The 19,211-nt window shown below is 59.7% G+C and carries 19 protein-coding genes; 5 read left to right on the forward strand and 14 right to left on the reverse strand.

The features are described 5' to 3' along the window. Positions 1-18 precede the first annotated feature (18 nt). The 3 genes from QZH45_RS27360 (at position 19) to coq7 (ending at position 1,947) form a co-directional block, all read left to right on the forward strand. Positions 19-807 (forward strand): SDR family NAD(P)-dependent oxidoreductase, encoded by a 789-nt coding sequence (locus tag QZH45_RS27360; RefSeq protein ID WP_024777440.1) that lies wholly within the window; start codon positions 19-21, stop codon positions 805-807. An 80-nt stretch (positions 808-887) separates the two neighbouring features. Continuing rightward, positions 888-1,226 carry a histidine triad nucleotide-binding protein gene (locus QZH45_RS27365; protein ID WP_024777439.1) on the forward strand — a complete coding sequence of 113 codons (339 nt, stop codon included), beginning with the start codon at positions 888-890 and terminating at the stop codon, positions 1,224-1,226. Between the two features lie 73 nt (positions 1,227-1,299). Continuing rightward, complete coding sequence (gene coq7 / locus QZH45_RS27370) at positions 1,300-1,947, forward strand: 2-polyprenyl-3-methyl-6-methoxy-1,4-benzoquinone monooxygenase (protein ID WP_024777438.1); 648 nt, start codon at positions 1,300-1,302, stop codon at positions 1,945-1,947. An 87-nt stretch (positions 1,948-2,034) separates the two neighbouring features. On the opposite strand, the gene speD is transcribed toward coq7, so the two are convergent. Together speD and QZH45_RS27380 are read right to left on the reverse strand one after the other, a co-directional pair. Continuing rightward, positions 2,035-2,829, reverse strand: a complete 795-nt coding sequence (gene speD, locus QZH45_RS27375) for an adenosylmethionine decarboxylase (protein WP_055135243.1) — start codon at positions 2,827-2,829, stop codon at positions 2,035-2,037. Positions 2,830-3,068: 239 nt separating this feature from the next. Continuing rightward, the gene (locus QZH45_RS27380; RefSeq protein WP_024777436.1) at positions 3,069-3,491 is read right to left on the reverse strand and encodes an OsmC family protein; all 423 of its coding nucleotides are present in this window, start codon (positions 3,489-3,491) and stop codon (positions 3,069-3,071) included. 237 nt (positions 3,492-3,728) lie between these two features. On the opposite strand from QZH45_RS27380, the gene crp reads away from it, so the two are divergent. After that, positions 3,729-4,373 (forward strand): cAMP-activated global transcriptional regulator CRP, encoded by a 645-nt coding sequence (gene crp / locus QZH45_RS27385; protein ID WP_024777435.1) that lies wholly within the window; start codon positions 3,729-3,731, stop codon positions 4,371-4,373. Here the strand turns inward: crp and QZH45_RS27390 are convergent. The 4 genes from QZH45_RS27390 to QZH45_RS27405 are packed head-to-tail and all read right to left on the reverse strand — an operon-like array spanning position 4,370 to position 7,555. Then, positions 4,370-5,065 carry a lipoate--protein ligase family protein gene (locus QZH45_RS27390; protein ID WP_024777434.1) on the reverse strand — a complete coding sequence of 232 codons (696 nt, stop codon included), beginning with the start codon at positions 5,063-5,065 and terminating at the stop codon, positions 4,370-4,372. The genes crp and QZH45_RS27390 overlap by 4 nt on opposite strands. A 4-nt stretch (positions 5,066-5,069) precedes the next feature. Continuing rightward, positions 5,070-5,906, reverse strand: a complete 837-nt coding sequence (trpC, locus tag QZH45_RS27395; protein ID WP_024777433.1) for an indole-3-glycerol phosphate synthase TrpC — start codon at positions 5,904-5,906, stop codon at positions 5,070-5,072. Continuing rightward, a complete protein-coding gene (trpD, locus tag QZH45_RS27400; RefSeq protein ID WP_024777432.1) occupies positions 5,903-6,952 on the reverse strand; it encodes an anthranilate phosphoribosyltransferase in 1,050 nt (349 codons plus the stop codon). Before trpD ends, trpC begins: the two co-directional genes overlap by 4 nt. 9 nt (positions 6,953-6,961) lie before the next feature. Next, positions 6,962-7,555 (reverse strand): aminodeoxychorismate/anthranilate synthase component II, encoded by a 594-nt coding sequence (locus QZH45_RS27405; protein ID WP_055135236.1) that lies wholly within the window; start codon positions 7,553-7,555, stop codon positions 6,962-6,964. A gap of 402 nt (positions 7,556-7,957) precedes the next feature. Between QZH45_RS27405 and estP the strand changes: the two genes are divergently transcribed. Continuing rightward, the gene (gene estP / locus QZH45_RS27410) at positions 7,958-9,856 is read left to right on the forward strand and encodes an esterase EstP (protein ID WP_055135242.1); all 1,899 of its coding nucleotides are present in this window, start codon (positions 7,958-7,960) and stop codon (positions 9,854-9,856) included. Positions 9,857-9,987: 131 nt separating this feature from the next. Here estP and trpE read toward each other — a convergent pair whose 3' ends face one another. The 8 genes from trpE to QZH45_RS27450 form a co-directional block, all read right to left on the reverse strand. After that, the gene (gene trpE, locus QZH45_RS27415; RefSeq protein WP_024777429.1) at positions 9,988-11,469 is read right to left on the reverse strand and encodes an anthranilate synthase component I; all 1,482 of its coding nucleotides are present in this window, start codon (positions 11,467-11,469) and stop codon (positions 9,988-9,990) included. A gap of 71 nt (positions 11,470-11,540) precedes the next feature. After that, complete coding sequence (locus tag QZH45_RS27420; RefSeq protein WP_024777428.1) at positions 11,541-12,359, reverse strand: phosphoglycolate phosphatase; 819 nt, start codon at positions 12,357-12,359, stop codon at positions 11,541-11,543. Then, the gene (gene rpe, locus QZH45_RS27425) at positions 12,356-13,030 is read right to left on the reverse strand and encodes a ribulose-phosphate 3-epimerase (RefSeq protein ID WP_024777427.1); all 675 of its coding nucleotides are present in this window, start codon (positions 13,028-13,030) and stop codon (positions 12,356-12,358) included. The genes QZH45_RS27420 and rpe overlap by 4 nt, the downstream gene beginning before the upstream one ends. Before the next feature lie 78 nt (positions 13,031-13,108). Continuing rightward, positions 13,109-14,257, reverse strand: a complete 1,149-nt coding sequence (locus QZH45_RS27430) for an iron-containing alcohol dehydrogenase (protein WP_024777426.1) — start codon at positions 14,255-14,257, stop codon at positions 13,109-13,111. A 189-nt stretch (positions 14,258-14,446) separates the two neighbouring features. After that, positions 14,447-15,271, reverse strand: a complete 825-nt coding sequence (locus tag QZH45_RS27435; protein ID WP_055135235.1) for an ABC transporter permease — start codon at positions 15,269-15,271, stop codon at positions 14,447-14,449. A 12-nt stretch (positions 15,272-15,283) separates the two neighbouring features. After that, the gene (locus tag QZH45_RS27440) at positions 15,284-16,531 is read right to left on the reverse strand and encodes an ABC transporter permease (protein ID WP_024777424.1); all 1,248 of its coding nucleotides are present in this window, start codon (positions 16,529-16,531) and stop codon (positions 15,284-15,286) included. 191 nt (positions 16,532-16,722) lie between these two features. Further along, a complete protein-coding gene (locus QZH45_RS27445) occupies positions 16,723-17,766 on the reverse strand; it encodes an ABC transporter substrate-binding protein (protein WP_024777423.1) in 1,044 nt (347 codons plus the stop codon). A gap of 53 nt (positions 17,767-17,819) precedes the next feature. Further along, positions 17,820-18,944, reverse strand: a complete 1,125-nt coding sequence (locus QZH45_RS27450) for an ABC transporter ATP-binding protein (RefSeq protein ID WP_024777422.1) — start codon at positions 18,942-18,944, stop codon at positions 17,820-17,822. Positions 18,945-19,211 lie beyond the last annotated feature (267 nt).

The raw sequence follows: 19,211 nt of genomic DNA on the forward strand, positions 1-19,211 counted from the left end.
GTTGCGATGGAGAACTGCATGACCCGTTACGCCCTGATCACTGGTGCCTCCGGTGGCATTGGCCTGGCCATGGCCGAAGCCTTGGCCAGGCGCGGCCGCAATCTGCTGCTGGTGGCCCGACAGCGTGATCGGTTGGAAAGTATTGCAATAGAATTGACCCAGCGGTTTGGCGTGGAGGTACTTTTTCGGGCATGCGACCTGGGAGAGCCGCTACGTCTTTCAGGTTTCCTGCTGGAACTGGAGGAAAGCGAGCGGCAGATCGATCTGCTGGTCAACTGCGCGGGGATTGGTACCTGTGGCCCATTCCTGGGCCAGGACTGGATGACTGAACAGGACCTGATCGAAGTCAACATCCTCGCCCTGACACGCCTCTGTCACGCCGTCGGCAATAGCATGGCACTGCATGGGGGCGGTCAGATCCTGAACGTCGCCTCGATTGCAGCTTTCCAGCCGGGCCCCTGGATGAGCACCTACTACGCCAGCAAGGCCTTTGTGCTGCACTTCTCCGAAGCCCTGCGAGTCGAACTGAAGAAATGTGCTATCAAGGTGTCGGTCCTTTGCCCAGGCCCGACCCAAACCGGTTTCTTCGCCAAGGCACATCTCGACGAACAGAAACTCAAGGACGGTAAACTGCTGATGAGCCCGGAAGAAGTGGCGCTGTATGCCGTGCGCGCGCTCGACAGAAACCGGGCAATCATCATCCCCGGGCGCCGCAACCGCTGGCTCGCCGCGCTGCCGCGGCTAGGCTCGCGATGGATGGTGCGGAGCATCGCCGGCCTGATCAACAAGGCGTACTGCCCACGCTGAATGAAATTTGAATGGAAACCCGGGCTCAACCGCCGAACCTTCAGTACACTCGACTTCCACAACCAAAGGGAGAAACAGCTGTGGATACTTTGTTTACCAAGATCATCAACCGGGAAATCCCCGCGAATATCCTCTACGAGGATGACCAGGTCCTGGCATTCCACGACATCGCCCCACAGGCGCCAGTACATTTCCTGGTCATTCCGAAAAAGCCGATTCGCACCCTCAACGACCTGACCGAGGAAGACAAAGCACTGGCCGGGCATATCCTGTTCACAGCCCAGCGCCTCGCCAGAGAACAGGGCTGCGAGGACGGCTTCCGGGTGGTGATGAACTGCAATGAACTGGGTGGGCAGACCGTCTATCACATTCATATGCACGTACTCGGGCAGCGCCAGATGAACTGGCCACCGGGTTGATACCCTGACCCAACGCAAATCCTGAGCGGCCGATTGGGTTAAACTGGCTGCCATGATTTTTCCGGAGGTAAGCATGACTACCCAACGTCACTACTCGCCGATTGACCGCCTGCTGTTGCAAGCCGATGCCGCCATGCGCACGCTGTTGCCCTTCAGTGGTCAACCGTATCGCCCATCACCGGCCATCGTACAGCCGGATACGCAACTGAGTGACGAGCAAACCCGCCATGTTGCTGGGCTGATGCGTATAAACCATACCGGCGAAGTCTGTGCCCAGGCGCTCTATCAGGGCCAGGCGCTGACCGCAAAGCTGCCGAAGGTACGCGAAGCGATGGAGCACGCCGCCGAGGAAGAAGTCGACCATCTGGTCTGGTGCGAACAACGCATTCGCCAGCTGGGCAGCCACACCAGCGTACTGAATCCACTGTTCTACGGGATGTCATTCGGGATTGGCGCAGTGGCCGGGCTGATCAGCGATAAAGTCAGCCTCGGCTTTGTTGCGGCGACCGAGCATCAAGTGTGTAAACACCTGAATGAACACCTGGATCAATTGCCGGCGGAGGATGAAAAATCGCGGGCGATCCTGGAACAGATGCGCGAGGATGAAGAGCATCATGCCGAAAGTGCCCTGGAGGCCGGTGGTTTCCGCTTTCCAGCGCCAGTGAAATTCGGCATGAGCCTGCTGGCGAAGGTCATGACCAAGAGTACTTATCGGATCTGACGGAAGCGTCCCCGTGACAAGGTGATTTATCCCTATGCTTCAGGAACAAAAAAGGCGACTTCCGTCGCCTTTTTCAATACCCGAGATTCAGCGCGGCATGTTGCGCGCGTAGAAAATTTCCAGCATCTCATGCTTCACACGCTCTTCCACCTGATCACGCTGTTCAGCAGACAGGTTGCTGGTCGCATCGCCGAACAGGTAGTTGTCCAGCTCGAAGTTCTTGAGCAGCATCTTGGTGTGGAACAGGTTTTCCTGATACACGTTCACGTCGGTCATCTGATACGCGTCGCGGGTGTCTTCGGACAGGTAGTTCTGAATCGAATTGATCTCGTGATCGATGAAGTGCTTGTGACCTTCCACGTCGCGGGTGAAACCACGCACGCGGTAATCCACGGTCACGATATCCGAGTCGAACTGGTGGATCAGGAAGTTGAGTGCCTTGAGCGGTGAAATGACGCCACAGGTCGAAACATCGATGTCCACACGGAACGTCGCAATACCGTCCACCGGGTGTATTTCCGGGTAGGTATGTACCGTGATGTGGCTCTTGTCGAGGTGGGCCAGGATGATTTCGGGCAATGGACCCGGGGACTCTTCGATCTGGCTGTCGGTCGGTGTCACCGGCTCTTCCGAGATCAGAATGGTCACGCTGGCGCCCTGGGGTTCATAGTCCTGACTGGCGATGTTCAGGATGTTGGCACCAATGATATCGACAACTTCCGTGAGGATCTGCGTGAGGCGCTTGGCGTTGTACTCTTTATTAATGTACTCGACGTAGGCCTGCTGGTCTTGCGGGGTTTCCGCATAGCAGATGTCATAGATGTTGAAGCTCAAGGTCTTTGTCAGGTTGTTGAAACCATGGAGCTTGAGTTTGCTTTTCACCGTTTGAAAACTCTCTGTGTATTGCGGCCCGGCCGCGTGATCAAGCATGCCCGTCAGATACGAACGACGCATCTGCGTAGGACGGTTAACACCTCTTCGCGATGGCGATTTTGGTTGTCTGTCCAGGCAAGCGACCGGTCAGGAGACCGGCCACTGCCCTGAAAAAAGTGGCGCATTATGCAGACGTCGGCTTCTGACCGCCAGAGCTTGCACCGCTTTTATGATGGTTGGATGTCGATTCAACCCAATTCGATGATTTCATAATCGTGGGTGATTTCAACACCCGCTGCGCCGAGCATGATCGAAGCCGAGCAGTATTTCTCGGCCGACAGCTCAATGGCACGCTTTACCTGGGCTTCCTTCAGGCCCCGGCCCTTTACCACGAAGTGCATGTGGATCTTGGTGAACACTTTCGGGTCCTCGGTAGCGCGCTCCGCATCCAGGAAGGCCTCACAGCTTTCGACAGCCTGGCGCGACTTCTTGAGAATGCTGACGACGTCGAAGTTACTGCAACCTCCTACACCCAGCAGGAGCATTTCCATCGGCCGGACACCCAGGTTCCGACCACCGGCTTCCGGCGGGCCGTCCATGACGACCACATGACCACTGCCTGACTCACCGAGGAACATGGCTTCGCCAGCCCATTGGATGCGTGCCTTCATCGCCAAGACTCCACTGTCTAAAAAAGGGTCGCCAGCTTAGCACAGCCCCCCGGCATGACAGACCTTGCCGTAGGTCGCCTGGGCCATCTCCATCCAGGTAAATTCTCGAATCAATCGGGAGTGCCTCTGTTAAGCTTGCGCCCAACAGCTGGCGTATCGCCAGCTCGTAGCGATTTGCCATTCGCGCCCATAAGAAAAACCAGACCAACACTCCGCGCAGTATTTCGGGACACAACCATGGTTGCCATTACTCCCACATTCAAGATCAAGAACCTCGACAAACTCTTGATGCATTGCCAGCGTCGGCGCTATCCAGCCAAACACAACATCATTTGCGCAGGCGACCGTTCCGAAACGCTATTTTTTATCATCAAGGGCTCGGTCACCATCCTGATCGAGGACGATGACGGGCGGGAGATGATCATCGCGTATCTCAACTCCGGAGACTTCTTCGGTGAGCTGGGATTGTTCGAACAGGCCGGCAAGGAACAGGAACGCAGCGCCTGGGTACGGAGCAAGATCGAATGTGAGGTCGCGGAAATCAGCTATAGCAAATTCAGGGAGTTATCCCTGCAAGATCCAGACATTCTTTACGTACTTAGCGGACAAATCGCACAGCGCCTGCGCAATACCACCCGCAAGGTAGGCGACCTTGCCTTCTTCGACGTGACCGGTCGAGTCGCCCGCTGCCTGTTGGAACTGTGCAAGCAACCCGATGCCATGACGCACCCCGACGGCATGCAGATCAAGGTCACCCGGCAGGAAATCGGTCGGATTGTCGGTTGCTCTAGGGAGATGGTGGGTCGTGTACTCAAGGATCTGGAGGAACGCAACCTGGTCAACGTCAAGGGCAAGACCATGGTGGTGTTCGGAACGCGCTAGACCAGTGCGCGGAATAGATCCCGATAAAGCCCCTCAAGTCGCTCCAGCGCATGGGGGGCCGGGAATTTCTCGTGCAGGGCGATGTGACTCTCGGCACGCACGCGTTGCTCCAAACCGCAGGTTTCATTGAAGCGGTTGACTGCGGCGACCATCGACTCGCGTTCGTTTTCCAGCAAAAGTGCCCCATGCACCAGGCCTACCGGGCGTTGCCCCCCCTTGCTCTGACGCCAGCGCTGAGCGGTGCCGACCATTTTCCGGCCGTCGAGATTGACGTTGAATCGCCCGTCGCAAAACGCTCCGTCCACCTCGCCCAGCGAAGCCACACCGCCCAGCTCGTCCAGCAACTGGCAGATGGGATCGCACAATCGGCGATACGCGGTTTCGATCCGACCGTGGTCGCCTTCGCTACGGGGTGGTGCATAGACCAGCGCAATATTGACCGTCGCGGCCGATTGCGGCACCGGCTCGCCACCGGTTTCGCGCAGCAGGACAGGCCAGCCGTTGGCAGCCGAAACTTCGCAAGCGAGGTCGAACCCCGGCAGGCGACTCAAACGGCGCGGCATCACCAACGCACGGTCATTGGGTCGCCAGAACAGCAGGCCAAATTCGGCATCGCCCGCGCAGATACTGGCCAACAGCTCCTGTTCGGCTTGCAGGCCAGCTTCGACGCAAAGAGAGATCACCGACGGCATCGGATCAATCCAGCGCCGAACCCGTCACCGGAGTGCCACGCTCGGGGAAGAACAGGCGTTGCAACTCCGTACCCGGATTTTCGGCCCGCATGAACGCCTCCCCCACCAGGAACGAGTACACATCGCTGACTTCCATCAGCTCGACATCGGCCCGATTGAGAATGCCACTCTCGGTGATGACCAGGCGATCACGGGGGATACGCGGCAACAGATCCAGCGTAGTTTCCAGGCTGACTTCAAAGGTGTGCAGGTTGCGGTTGTTCACGCCGACCAGTTTGGTGTCGAGGGTCTTCAGGGCCCGCTCCAGTTCGTCGCCATCATGCACTTCCACCAGCACATCCAACCCCACATCCTTGGCGACGGAGGCCAGTTCGGCCATTTTCACGTCGTCCAGCGCGGAGACTATCAATAGCACGCAGTCGGCACCCAAGGCTCTGGCTTCCACGATCTGATAGGGATCGACCATGAAGTCCTTGCGAATCACCGGCAACCTGCACGCTGCACGCGCCTGCTTCAGATAGTCATCGTGACCCTGAAAAAAATCGATATCAGTGAGCACCGAGAGGCAAGTCGCACCGCCCTTCTCGTAGCTGCGGGCGATATCGGCTGGTACGAAATGCTCACGGATCACACCCTTGCTGGGTGAAGCCTTCTTGATTTCGGCAATCACGGCCGGATGTTTTTTCTTCGCCTGATTGATCAGTGCGTTGGCAAAGCCACGGGGAGCATCCGCTGCACGCGCCAGGCTTTCCAACTCGGCCAGACTGACCCGAGCCCTGCGCTCGGCTACTTCCTCAGCCTTGCGGGCCAGAATTTTTTCCAGAACCGTTGGCACGCTCATCCTTCGTTCTCCACTTTGAATACGGCAGTAAAGGCGCCCAGCTCTTCAAGCTTCTCCCGAGCCAGGCCGGTATGCAATGCGTCATGGGCCAGTTCCACGCCTTGCTTGAGGCTGCTGGCGTGGTCGGCAGCGTACAAAGCAGCACCGGCGTTGAGCACGATCATTTCCGCGGCCTTCTGGCCATTCTCGGTCTTGCGACGCCCCAGGGCATCACGGATCAACTCCAGCGACTCGGCCGGTCCACCCACGGCCAGGCCATGCAGACTCTGACTCTTCATACCCAGGTCCTCAGGTTCGACCCAGTATTCGCTGATCTGGTCATTTTTAAGTTCAGCCACGAAGGTCGGCGCCGCCAGGCTGAATTCGTCCAGGCCATCCTTCGAATGGACCACCAGAACGTGCTTGCTGCCCAGGCGCTGCAAGACTTCCACCAACGGCCGGCACAACGCCTGACTGAACACGCCCACCACCTGATGTTTCACGCCGGCCGGATTCGTAAGCGGGCCGAGCATGTTGAACAGGGTACGCAGGCCCAGGTCGCGACGTGGTGCGGCCGCATGCTTCATGGCGCTGTGATGGGTCTGGGCAAACATGAAGCCGATGCCCACGTTATCGATGCAGCGCGCCACCTGGACCGGCGTCAGGTTCAGGTAGATACCGGCCGCTTCCAGCAAGTCGGCACTGCCGCTCTTGCCTGAAACCGCTCGATTGCCGTGCTTGGCGACGGTGCAACCGGCGGCCGCGACGACGAAGGCCGAGGCAGTTGACACGTTGAAGATATTGGCACCATCACCGCCGGTGCCCACCACGTCCACAACGCCGTCCAGGGTCTTGAGTTCGACCTTGTCCGCCAACTCGCGCATCACCGAGACCGCGCCGACGATTTCGTCGATGCTTTCGCTCTTCATGCGCATGGCCATCATGAATGCACCAATCTGCGCATCCGTGCACTGTCCGGTCATGATTTCGCGCATCACGTCGCGCATCTCGTCGGTGCTCAGATCGAGATGACCAACGATACGCCCCAGGGCTGTCTTGATATCCATGGAAAGTCCTTAGCGCGTGCCGCCGGTTTGTTTGAGGAAGTTGGCGAACAGTTCGTGGCCCTGTTCGGTAAGAATGGACTCGGGGTGAAACTGCACACCCTCAATGTTCAACGTTTTGTGGCGCAGCCCCATGATTTCATCCACCGAACCGTCTTCCAGTTGGGTCCAGGCGGTCAGTTCCAGGCAGTCCGGCAGGGTTTCGCGCTTGACGATCAGGGAGTGATAGCGAGTGACGGTGAGCGGACGGTTCAGGCCCTCAAACACGCCCTTGTTTTCATGAAATACCGGGCTGGTCTTACCGTGCATGACCTGCCGGGCCCGCACCACGTCGCCGCCAAAGGCCTGGCCGATCGATTGATGGCCCAGGCAGACGCCGAGGATGGGCAGTTTGCCCGCGAAACACTTGATGGCCTCGATGGAGACACCCGCCTCTGTCGGCGTGCACGGCCCTGGTGACACCACAATGCGCTCAGGCTTGAGAGCTTCGATCTCGGCAATGGTCAATTCGTCGTTGCGCACGACCTTCACCTCGGAGCCCAGCTCGCCGAGGTACTGCACAACGTTGTAGGTAAAGGAGTCGTAATTATCGATCATCAGCAACATGGCGTAAGCAACCTATTGAATTCACTGACTTTAAATACAGCCTTCGAAGAGAACCCGCACGGTGCTGCGCTTGGCCGGGCAAATCGTGCGCCAGCGAAACGGCTTTCAAACGGGCAAAGAAGGCAAATCGGTACAGGTCCGGCAAGGCCGGCAGAGAACGGTCAGGCGCGCCAACGCCAACGGGCGTGAGCCTTGATCATTTGATCCAGAAGTTTGCTGACAATCGACACGGGGGAAGTCTCGTTCATACGTCCGGGCACAGTAGCTTAGCTGGGCGGAGCGCGCAATATGAGCGAGCCGAAGGGCTTGCAAACAATCACAACGTTCCGGATGGATGGCCGAACGCAAAAGGTCTGGCGCTGTCGTTATTCCAACAACGACAAGACAAAACGGACTTTGCCCATGATCAGACAAACGTTGTTCATACCTGTCACCGCTTGCTTGCTGGCGATGACCAGCATCCACACAAGCGCAGCCCCCTACTCCAGCTTCATCGTCTTCGGCGACAGCCTCAACGACGCCGGCCAGCTCACCGACCCCGACGGCCCGGCCGGAGCGACCCGGCGCTTTACCAACCGCACCGGCCCGATCTACCTGGATGGCAGCGGCGAAGTCTATTCCGCCAATGCCACCCAACTGCTGGGTGAACGGTTGGGCTACTCCGCGGATGAAACCGCCGCCTCCACCTCGGCAGCCCGTGCCAACGCGGGACTGGCGGACGGCAACAACTGGGCCGTAGGCGGCTATCGCACCGATCAGATTCTCGACTCGCTCACCACCGTTTCCGATACCGGCGAGCGTAGTCGTGCCGGCTACCTGGCCAACGGGCTGCGCGCAGACCCGAATGCGCTGTATTACATTTCCGGTGGCGGCAACGACTTTCTCCAGGGCCTGGTATTGACCCCTCGGCAGGCGCAGGACGCCGCGGACCGCCTGGCCAACAGTGTCCAGACCCTGCAAACAGCGGGCGCCCGATACCTGATGGTCTGGCTGCTGCCCGACCTGGGCCTGACGCCAGCCTTGAACGGAACCCCTTTGCAGAATGCCGTCTCGCAGCTAAGCAATCAGTTCAACCAGCAGTTGATCACCCGACTGCAAGGTATCGACGCCGAAGTCATCCCTCTGAACATTCCATTGTTGTTGCAGGAAAGCTTCGCTGATCCCGCACGGTTCGGCTTTGCCAGCGGTACGAATCTCATCGCTACTTGCTTCAGCGGCAACAGCTGCACCGAAAACACCACCTATGGCATCCACAGCGCCACACCTGACCCGAGCAAACTGGTCTACAACGACTCGGTCCACCCTACCGAAGCCGGACAGAAGCTGATCGCCGACTACGCATACTCCCTGCTCTCGGCGCCGTGGGAGCTGACATTGCTACCCGAAATGGCTCGTTCGACGCTCCGCGCCCATCAGGATGAACTGCGCAACCAATGGCAATCGGACCGGGACAGCTGGCAGGCGGTCGGCCAGTGGCGAGCGATCGTCGCGGGCGGCGGCCAGCATCTGGACCTGGACAGCCAGAGCAACAGCGCCAGCGCCGATGGCAGTGGCCAGAGCCTGAATATCGGAGGCAGTTACCGCCTCAGCGAAGCCTGGCGCGTCGGGGTGGCCGCCGGCTTCTATCGCCAGGACATGGAAGCAGGTCATAACGACTCGGACTACACGCTCAACAGCTACCTGGCCACCGCCTTTGCCCAGTTCCAGCAGAATCGCTGGTGGGCTGACGCAGCGCTGACCGGCGGCAAGCTCGACTACGACAACCTGGAACGCAAGTTCGACCTGGGCGCCAGCCAGGCACAGGAAAAAGGCGATACCGACGGTCGTCTCTGGGCGTTCAGCAGTCGCGTGGGCTACGACATTGCCCAGCCCGGCAGTGAATGGCACCTGTCACCGTTCATCAGTGCCGATTACGCGAAGGTGGAAGTCGACGGTTATTCCGAGAAGAGCAACCGTTCCACGGCCCTGACATTCGATGATCAGACCCGTGACTCGAAACGCCTGGGCATTGGCTTACAGGGCAAATACAACTTCACCCGCCAGACCCAGGTGTTTGGCGAATATGCCCACGAACGTGAGTATGAAGATGACACGCAGAAGGTGAATATTGCCCTCAACAGCCTGCCGGCCAACGACTTCACGCTTGAAGGCTATACGCCACAGAGCCACCTGAATCGCCTGAGTCTGGGGATCAGCCATAAGCTGACCAACGATCTGGCGCTGCGGGGCGGCTATACATTGCGCAAGGATGATGATTTCACCCAGCAAGGGGTGAATGTCGGGGTCAGCCTGGACTTCTGATCGACGGAACCCTGTGGGAACGAGCATGCTCGCGGTGGCGACACATCAGACATATTGTCCTTGAAAGTGCCGCCGTCAATCGCGAGCAGGCTCGCTCCCACAGTGATTGTGGCTCACAGATGCAGGCGAACTCAGTCGCGCGAAGTCTGCTCGGCCAGCGCCACGGCACGGAACATTGCCCGGCGCTTGTTCAGGGTTTCTTCCCATTCCAGCACTGGTACCGAATCGGCAACGATGCCGCCACCGGCCTGCACATGGAGTTCGCCGTTCTTGATCACGGCTGTCCGGATGGCAATGGCGGTGTCCATGTTGCCGTTCCAGGCGAAATAACCCACGGCACCACCGTATACACCACGCTTGACCGGTTCCAGTTCATCGATGATTTCCATCGCGCGGATTTTTGGCGCACCGGACAAGGTCCCCGCCGGCAGGATCGCCCGCAAGGCGTCCATGGCCGTCAGCCCGGCCTTCAACTGTCCGGTGACGTTCGACACGATGTGCATCACGTTGGAATATCGCTCGATGACCATCTTCTCGGTCAGCTTCACCGAGCCGACCTCCGAAACCCGGCCGGTATCGTTGCGTCCCAGGTCAATCAGCATCAAGTGCTCGGCGATTTCCTTGGCGTCAGACAACAGGTCCTCTTCCAGCGCCCGATCCGCTTCTTCCGTGGCGCCGCGAGGGCGAGTACCGGCAATCGGTCGCACGGTGATCAGGTTGTCCTCGACCCGCACCAACACCTCCGGCGAACTGCCCACGACGTGAAAATCACCGAAGTTGAAGAAGTACATGTAAGGCGTCGGGTTGAAGCAACGCAGTGCCCGGTACAAATCGATGGGCGCGGCCTTGAAGTCGATGGACATCCGTTGCGAAGGCACCACCTGCATGCAGTCGCCCGCCAGGATGTACTCCTTGATGGTATCGACGGCTCTTTCGTAATCGGCCTGGGTGAAGCTGGAGCGGAACACCGGGTCGGCGGCGGCTTGCTTGCCGAAGTCCAACCCCGGACGCGGGGTAATTGGCTGGCGAAGCTTTTCCAACAGCGCCTGCAGGCTTTTCTGACCTTGCTCGTAGGCATCGTCCTGAGAAGGATCCGCCAAGACAATTGCATGCATCTTGCCGGCGAGGTTGTCGAAGACTACCACCGCATCGGAAACCATCAGCAGGATGTCCGGCACGCCCAGAGGATCCGGGTTCGGACAGGTGCCCAGGCGTTTTTCCACATAGCGCACGCAGTCGTAGCCGAAATACCCCACCAGACCGCCGTTGAAACGCGGCAGGCCGGGGATGGTCGGCACGTTGTAGCGCGCCTTGAAGGTTTCGACGAAGGCCAGCGGGTCTTCGACCTCGTGGCTTTCGATCTCGACGCCGTCGTGGGTCACGCTGATGCGATGGTCATGGACTCGCAGCACCGTACGGCACGGCAGGCCGATGATGGAGTAACGGCCCCATTTTTCCCCGCCCTGCACCGACTCGAGCAGGTAGGAATTGGGCTGGTCGGCCAGCTTGAGGTAGATCGACAGCGGTGTGTCGAAGTCGGCCAGGGTTTCGCAGGCGAGCGGGATACGGTTGTAGCCGGCAGCGGCCAGGCGCAGGAATTCTTCGCGGATCATGAGGGTGCCTCGTGGCAAGAGGAGCTGACAGTCAGGTATGCAAACGCGCCGGATAACCGGCCAGGATCAAGTCAGGCGCGCCAACGCCAGCGGGCCAGGGCCTTCATGACTTTCATCCAGAGTTTGCGAGTGACCACCACGATGGCGTTTCCAGAAGAGGATTGAACAGCGTCGGGCAACGTTATCTCAGCGGCCGGGTCCAGGCAACCGGGAATTAACAGACGCAGGTCGTCGATCACCAGCGTGGGGAACTCTTCAGCGATCGGCCGGCCATGGTTGTAGCCATAACTCAGTGCCACGCACTTGACCCCTGCCGCTTTCGCCGCCAGCACATCGCTGCGCGAGTCGCCAACAAATAACGATTGGGAGGCCGGAATGTTGGCCATCTTCATGACAAAAAACAGCGCAGCCGGGTCGGGCTTCTTCTGCGGCAAGGTATCGCCGCCGATGATCCAGCGGAAGTAGCGGCCGATTTTCATCTGGTCCAGCAACGGCGCAACGAAGCGTTCCGGCTTGTTGGTGATCAGCGCCATTTCCACGCCTTGCTTGTGCAGCCACTTGAGGGTCGAGCGCACGCCGGGGTAGACCACCGTCAGCGGGTGATTGCCCTCATAGGCTTCGTTGAACAACTCCAACGCTCGCTCAGCCTCGGCGTCATCGACCCCTTGGGCGTCGATGTGGTTGGCCAGGGCCCGGCGCACCAGCATGGGCGCGCCGTTGCCGACCCAATGGCGCACCGCGTCGAGGCCGGCAGCCGGACGTCCAAGCTTGAGCAGCATGTCATCCACGGCTGCCGCAAGGTCCGGGACCGAGTCGACCAGGGTGCCATCGAGGTCGAACATCACCAGACGCGGCAGGCAGCCGGGGAACAACTGCTCGAAACCGCTCATGGGCGGGCCATAGCCAGTTCGGCGCGCATCTTCTCGATGACTTCCTTGTAGTCCGGCGCATTGAAGATCGCCGAGCCAGCCACAAAAGTGTCGGCGCCGGCAGCAGCGATCTCGCGGATGTTGCCCACGTTCACGCCGCCGTCGATTTCCAGGCGGATGTCACGTCCCGACGCATCGATCAGGGCTCGGGCTTCGCGCAGCTTGTCGAGAGTCGCCGGAATGAATTTCTGGCCGCCGAAACCGGGGTTGACGCTCATCAGCAGGATCATGTCGACCTTGTCCATCACGTACTTGAGTACGTCCAGCGGTGTCGCCGGGTTGAACACCAGACCAGCCTTGCAGCCGCCTTCACGGATCAACTGCAGGGAACGATCGACGTGCAGCGTGGCTTCGGGGTGGAAAGTGATGTAGGTGGCACCGGCTTCGATGAAGTCGCCAACGATGCGATCCACCGGGCTGACCATCAGGTGCGCGTCGATCGGCGCCGTGATGCCGTATTTGCGCAGTGCCGCGCAGACCATCGGGCCGATGGTCAGGTTGGGTACGTAGTGGTTGTCCATGACATCGAAATGCACGATGTCGGCCCCGGCGGCCAGGACGTTGTCCACTTCTTCGCCCAAGCGGGCGAAGTCGGCGGAGAGAATCGACGGAGCAATGGCGAAGGGCTGCATGACGCACCTGTTTTGAACGAAATCACGATGGCGCGCATTGTATACCTCAAGGTTTGGCGCGCCCACCGTGGCCGACGATCAATACGCTGCGCGGTAGATCTTCTCGATATCCGCAACGCTCAGTTTGCGTGGATTGTTACGCATCAACCGCTCGATCCCTGCCGCCTCTACGGCCATGGATGGGATCACACCTTCGGTGACACCCAGGCCGCTCAGGCCCTTGGGGATCTCTACGGCACTACATAACGCGGCCATGGCCTCCACGGCTTCGTTGGCGGCTTCCAGATCACTCAGGTGGCCGGTCTTTATGCCCATTGCTTCGGCAATGTCCCGCATGCGTTCCACGCAGGCCATTTTGTTCCACTGCATGACGTAGGGCAGCAGCATGGCGTTGGCAACGCCATGGGACACATGGAAGCGCCCCCCCAGCGGATAAGCCAGCGCATGCACCGCCCCGACCCCGGCGTTGCCGAATGCCATGCCGGCCATCAGACTGGCGGTTGCCATGTCCTCCCGGGCCTGCAGATGAGCAGGGTTGGCAAAGGCCTTGGGCAGTGCTCGGCTGATCAGTCTGATCGCACCGATGGCCAGGGCATCGGTGATCGGCGAGGCATTGAGCGACAGGTAGGACTCGACGGCATGAGCCAGCGCATCGACACCGCTGGCTGCGGTCACGCCGGGAGGACAGGTAAGAGTCATCTGCGGGCTGACCAGTGCCACGTCCGGCAACAGATAATCGCTGACGATGCCCTTTTTCAGCTGCGCAGCCTTGTCGGAGAGGATCGCAACGTTGGTGACCTCCGAACCGGTGCCCGCCGTGGTGGGGATGGCAATCATCGGCGGGCCCTTGCGGGGTACCTGGTCGACACCGAACATGTCTTGCAGCTCGCCGTGATAACCGGCGTAGACGCCCACGCACTTGGCGATATCGATGGCACTGCCGCCGCCCAGGCCGATCAGGCCGTCATGGCCGCCGTCGCGGTAGGCCTGCATGCAGTCTTCGACGATGGCGATTTCCGGGTCCGGCATGACCCGGTCGAAAATCTCGTAGTCGCGCCCGCCCAGGTGCTGCAGAGCCAGGTCCACGGTGCCGGACCTGACCAACGCGGCATCGGTGACGATCAGCGGGTTATCCACATCCAGCCGTGTCAGTTCAGCCGCCAGTTGCTCGATGGCAGCAGCACCGGTGATCAGTTTATGGGCGATCTTGAATGAGGAAAGACTCATGTGCGCGGCCTCTTGTTCGAGTATGGGCTGGCACAAGAATAGCTCGGTATTGCGGGTTGTTCTGCCATTCAGCGCCTGAATGCACCACAAACCCAATGTGGGAGCGAGCCTGCTCGCGATAGCGGAGGGTCAGTCAGCACTGAGGCAACTGATCCGATGCTATCGCGAGCAGGCTCGCTCCCACATTCGTCAGGCTTGGGCGGTACGCAGCTTCTCGCTACGCCCACGCAACCACTCCAGGGTCAGCAGCAGGATCACCGAGAAGACGATCAACAGCGTCGCCGCTGCCGCGATGGTAGGACTGAGGTTTTCGCGGATGCCGCTGAACATCTGCCGTGGCAAGGTTGCCTGCTCGGGGCCGGCGAGGAACAGGGTCACCACCACTTCATCGAACGAAGTCGCGAAAGCGAACAACGCCCCGGAGATCACACCCGGGGCGATCAAGGGCAAGGTCACCCGACGAAACGCCGTTAATGGCGAAGCGCCCAGGCTCGCAGCAGCCCGAACCAGGTTGTAGTTGAACCCCTGCAAGGTCGCCGAAACGGTAATGATGACAAATGGTACACCAAGCACTGCGTGGACCACGATCAGCGAGATGAAGCTGTTGCCCATCCCCAGCGGCGCGAAGAACAGGTAGCTGGCCACGCCGATGATTACCACCGGAACCACCATGGGTGAAATCACCAGAGCCATGACCAGCGCCTTGCCCGGGAAATCGCCACGGGTCAGGCCAATGGCCGCCAGCGTACCGAAGACCATCGCCAGCAATGTGGCCGCCGGGGCCACGATGATGCTGTTCTTCAGCGCTCGCATCCACTCGGCCGAGGCGAAGAAATCCTGATACCAGTGCATCGAAAAGCCTTGCAGCGGATACACCAGGAAGCTGCCGGAGTTGAACGACAGCGGGATAATCACCAGTACCGGCAGGATCAGAAACAGCAGGATCAACCCGCAGAGCGTGCGCAAGCAGTAGAACCACACCCGTTCGACGGAAGACATGTAAGGACTCAGCATTTCGATCTCCCCTTAGCTCAGGCGCAGGCGACTGGCGCCCACCAGCCAGCTGTAAATCAGATAAAGCACGATGGTCGCCAGCAACAGCAGCCCCCCGAGCGCGGTGGCCATGCCCCAGTTGATGCTGGTGTTCGTGTAGAACGCGACGAAGTAGCTGACCATCTGGTCGTTCGGGCTGCCCAGCAATGCCGGGGTGATGTAGTAGCCGATGGCGAGGATGAACACCAACAGGCAACCGGCGCCGACACCGGCATAGGTCTGTGGGAAGTACACCCGCCAGAAACTGGCAAATGGATGACAGCCCAGGGATATCGCCGCTCGCATATAGGTGGGCGAGATGCCCTTCATCACGCTGTAGATCGGCAGGATCATGAACGGCAGCAGAATGTGGACCATCGAGATGTAGACGCCGGTACGGTTGAAGACCAGCTCCAGGGGCTTGTCGATGATCCCCATGGCCAACAGGGCACTGTTGATCAGCCCACCGGACTGCAACAGCACGATCCACGCCGCCACCCGCACCAGGATCGACGTCCAGAACGGCAGCAGCACCAGGATCATCAGCAGGTTGCTCTGGCGCGACGGCAGGTTCGCCAACAGATAGGCCAATGGATAAGCCAATACCAGGCAGATTGCGGTGATGACCAGGCCCATCCAGAAAGTGCGTGCGAAAATGTCGAGGTAGATCGCCTGGTCAGGCGTGGCCGGGGCCAGTTCGCCGAGGTCGTCGATACGATGATCGACGGACGCCAGCAGGTAATAGGGGGTGATATTGCTGGTGTTGCGACGGATCACCTGCCAATACGCGGGATCGCCCCAGCGCTCATCGAAGTTTTCAAGTGCCTCTTTATAGGAGGCCGGCTCGCTGGCAAACGGCAGCGCACGAGCGGTCTTGGTCAGCAGGCTGCGATAGCCGGCCGATTCCATGTTCAGGCGTTTGGACAGGTCGCCCAGTGTCTGATTCTTGCGAGCTTCAGCCAAGTCTTCACTGGCGGCCTTGTACACCGGTTCCCCAGGTAATCCGCGTCCATCCCATGCTGCAATCGCAGCCACGGTACGCGGCATGGTACCGACCACTTCCGGGTTGCTGACGCTTTTGAACAGCAGCGCCACGATCGGCACCAGGAACACCAGCAACAGAAACAGCACCAGCGGTGCAATCAAGGCCTGGGCCTTCCAGCGGTTGACCCGCTCGGCGCGCTTGAGCCGCTGCTTCAAGGTGGGGCTGGTGCCCGCGTTCAGTGGAACGGCGATGGCCATGGCGAACTCCGCAAATCTTTTTTTATCGTTACAAGGACGGTGTGCCGTCCCTGTTCTTTTGAAACACCCGAACCTGTGGGAGCGGGCTTGCTCGCGAAAGCGGTGTATCAGTCAACATAAATGTTGGAAGTGATGACGCCTTCGCGAGCAAGCCCGCTCCCACATGGATTCCATCCAGTCTCGGATGCCGGTTACTTCGCAGCCCAGGAGTTGAAGCGCTGCTCCAGTTGCTCACCGTTGTCAGCCCAGAAGCTGACATCGATCTGCACCTGGTTGGCGATGTTTTCCGGGGTGGTCGGCATGTCTTTCAAGACATCCTTGGACAGCAACGGTACTGCCTGGGTGTTGGCCGGGCCGTAGGCGATGTTTTCCGAGTAGGTCTTCTGCTGCTGTGGCGCCACCGAGTAGGCGATGAACTTCTTCGCTGCTTCGGCACGGGTCTTGTCCAGGCCACGTGGGATGGCCCACGCGTCAAAGTCGTAGATGCCGCCGTTCCACACCACTTTCAGGTTGCTTTCTTTCTGTACCGCAGCGATCCGGCCGTTGTAGGCCGAGCTCATGACCACGTCACCGGACGCCAGATATTGCGGCGGCTGTGCGCCGGCTTCCCACCACTGAATATTCGGCTTGAGCTCGTCAAGTTTCTTGAATGCGCGGTCCTGACCATCCTTGCCGGCCAGCACCTTGTAGACGTCTTTTGGCGCGACACCGTCGGCCATCAAGGCGAATTCCAGAGTGTACTTGGCACCCTTGCGCAGGCCACGCTTACCCGGGAATTTCTTGGTATCCCAGAAATCCGCCCAGCTGGTTGGCGCGGTTTTCAGTTTGTCGGCGTTGTAAGCCAGTACGGTCGACCACACGAAGAAACCTACGCCACAAGGCTGGATAGCGCCCTTGACGTAGTCTTCGGCCTTGCCGAACAGCGCAGGGTCGAGCTGCTCGAACATGTCCTCGTCACAGCCACGGGACAACTCAGGGGACTCGACTTCCACCAAGTCCCAGGAAACGCTCTTGGTGTCGACCATGGCCTTGACCTTGGCCATTTCGCCGTTGTACTCGCCAGCCACGATCTTGCCGTTGCCGGCCGCTTCCCACGGTGCGTAAAAGGCTTTGACCTGAGCCGCCTTGTTCGCCCCGCCAAAAGACACCACGGTCAGGTCCGGGCCCGCCGCCATCGCGCTTGCCGCACCCATCATGCCCAGGGTCAGGGCGGTGAACTTCAGGGATCTCAACATTTATTGTTCTCTCCACGTGCAGGGTTGGTGTGTTGATTACAGCAGGGGGGCGATCAATTCGCCTCTAGAAGTGGGTCGAGCGCACGCACGTGCTCAACCTGCCAGCCAAGCGGAACCACGTCTCCGACGGCCAGTTCGGGGTCGAGCTCGGCAATCGGTTGTTTCACGAAGAAGTCGTTCTTGCCGCAGACTTCCAGGCGAACCCGGACGTGGTCGCCCAGATAGATGAATTCCGCCACCCTCCCTGAGAAGCGGTTGACACATTGTTCGCTTGCGCCGTTGAGGCTCACCCGCTCCGGACGGATCGACAGGGTCACCGGCTCACCAGGCTTGCCGACGTTGACCGCCAGCGCCTCGACCTTCTCCCCACGGCCCAGCTCCACCAGGCAGCGATCACCGGTTTGGCTGTGCAGGCGACCACTGAGGCGGTTGTTTTCGCCGATGAAGTTGGCGACGAACGTATTTTTGGGCTCTTCGTAGAGCGTGCGCGGCGGGGCGATCTGCTGGATTTCACCCTGATGGAACACCGCCACGCGATCGGACATGGTCAAGGCCTCGCCCTGGTCGTGGGTCACATAGACCACGGTCACGCCGAGACGCTGGTGCAGGTGTTTGATTTCCATCTGCATGTGCTCACGCAGTTGCTTGTCCAGTGCACCGAGGGGTTCGTCCATCAACACCAACTGCGGCTCGAATACCAACGCCCGGGCCAGGGCGACACGCTGCTGCTGGCCGCCGGACAACTGCGCCGGGTAGCGCTGGGCGAAAGTGTCCAGCTGGACCATGCTCAATACCCGTTTGACGCGGTCGCTGACATCGCTCTTGTTCAGGCCCCGCACGGTCAGTGGGAACGCCAGGTTCTCGGCGACGGTCATGTGGGGGAACAGGGCGTAGTTCTGGAACACCATGCCGATGTCGCGCTTGTGGGGCGGCACATGGTTAATGGCACGGCCGGCCAACTGGATCTCACCGGCGGTCGGGGTTTCAAAACCCGCGAGCATCATCAGGCTGGTGGTCTTGCCGGAGCCGGACGGCCCGAGCAAGGTCAGGAACTCGCCTTTGCGAATCTCCAGGTTGAGGTCTTTGACGATCAGGTTCTCGCCATCGTAGCTCTTTTGCACACCACGAAAGCTGACCAGCACATCACCGGCCCCCGCGCTTGAATCAACCTGGCTCATACCCGCACCTTTTGTATTGATGACTGCTTGTGACTCAAGCCTAGTGGAGCCTCGTGCCCACGCAAATCGGGGCGCAGGAGAGAATCGCCTCAGCCGGATGGAAGAGTCGGGGTAGGGATTGCCCTACAAGGACGGCGGGATTGGATAAAAGCGCCGGGCTTTTGGGGATAAACGCTGAAATTGCGTGCTCTGAGGCATGTCGCAAATGGACATGCCAACTCGAGTTCCCTGTGGGAGCGAGCCTGCTCGCGATGGCGGCGGCACATT

The sequence above is a fragment of the Pseudomonas corrugata genome, from assembly GCF_050920615.1.
GTDB lineage: Bacteria > Pseudomonadota > Gammaproteobacteria > Pseudomonadales > Pseudomonadaceae > Aquipseudomonas > Aquipseudomonas corrugata.